The 1,006-nt window shown below is 41.8% G+C and carries 1 protein-coding gene; it reads right to left on the bottom strand.

The features are described from left to right. Nucleotides 1-333: 333 nt before the first annotated feature. A complete protein-coding gene (locus EYQ95_RS26200) occupies nt 334-615 on the bottom strand; it encodes a hypothetical protein (protein ID WP_132332171.1) in 282 nt (93 codons plus the stop codon). Nucleotides 616-1,006: the final 391 nt, after the last annotated feature.

Here is a 1,006-nt window from a genome sequence, read left to right as displayed (position 1 = left end):
TACATTCCCTTAATTTCCCACAGGTTTCCGCGGTGAGGATTCCTCATACACTCACAGAACATTTGTATTGGTGCGGAAGCATGTAGCGAATCAAATTCTTAGTCCATTCTCATCAAATAAGACTGATGATACATAATAAGACATGATGTCAGAGTGAGCAATGATCTCATTAGCATTCCCAAAATATGAAGTTAAAGTTTAAACAAAAGATCAAGTTAAATTAACATTCCCCAAAAATAATGGCCAACAAAGGCCAGTACAACCCAAAAGTAAGAATTATAAATCAGTCCATAATCTCCCAAAATGTTCGCAGCTCAAAGCTAAACCGAATGTCTACATGACATCGTCAGCTTGCCACTCCACTAATCGTTGCGGTTCATCAACCGCCCCCTCTGGCTCCTCCTCAAAGGCAATAACGGGAGCTGGACCTGAGTACCACAAAAATGGGTCAGACACGACGGTCTGGCAGGTGATCAATTTAGACATGATATAAATCAATTGAAATCTAAAATAATCAATGCTTAAAACATGACATGAGTCTAAACAAAACATATTTAAAATATAAAGCAAAACTAGCATGATTTCAAGAAAACAACATGATTCATTAATCCACATTGAGCTCATCCTTTCTCCGTCATACTTGATGACAAGAGCAAGCAAAGACAAAGAAAGACAGGCGAAACGAAACAAAAGCCCGAGCCACACAAGGTGGGCGGGAAAACCGGCCGCGGAACCGGAACAGAACAAAAATGTGTATAAATACACGACTTATCTGCAGATAGTCCTTATGTTTAAGGACCCCCTAACAAGTGGATCAGACTTAGAGGGCAGTCCAAGCTCAGTGGTGTTCAACGGAATTCATGAATGCACAAAACTAATGGAGACTCGCCGTTTGAGGCCCGTGGTTGACACGCTACGCCCAGTGGTTAAGGGTGCCGCCCGGACCAAGTTCTCTTATTTGAATGCTCAAAACTAATGGAGACTCGCCGTTTGAGGCCTGTAATTG

The sequence above is a fragment of the Lysobacter sp. N42 genome (assembly GCF_004344885.1).
Note: the sequence above shows the minus strand (reverse complement) of the source record. Positions and strands in the feature narration are given on the sequence as shown.

What these genes read in the sequence shown, in the direction of transcription:
- EYQ95_RS26200 (WP_132332171.1), bottom strand. Translation starts at nt 615, where the DNA reads ATGTGGATTAATGAATCATGTTGTTTTCTTGAAATCATGCTAGTTTTG.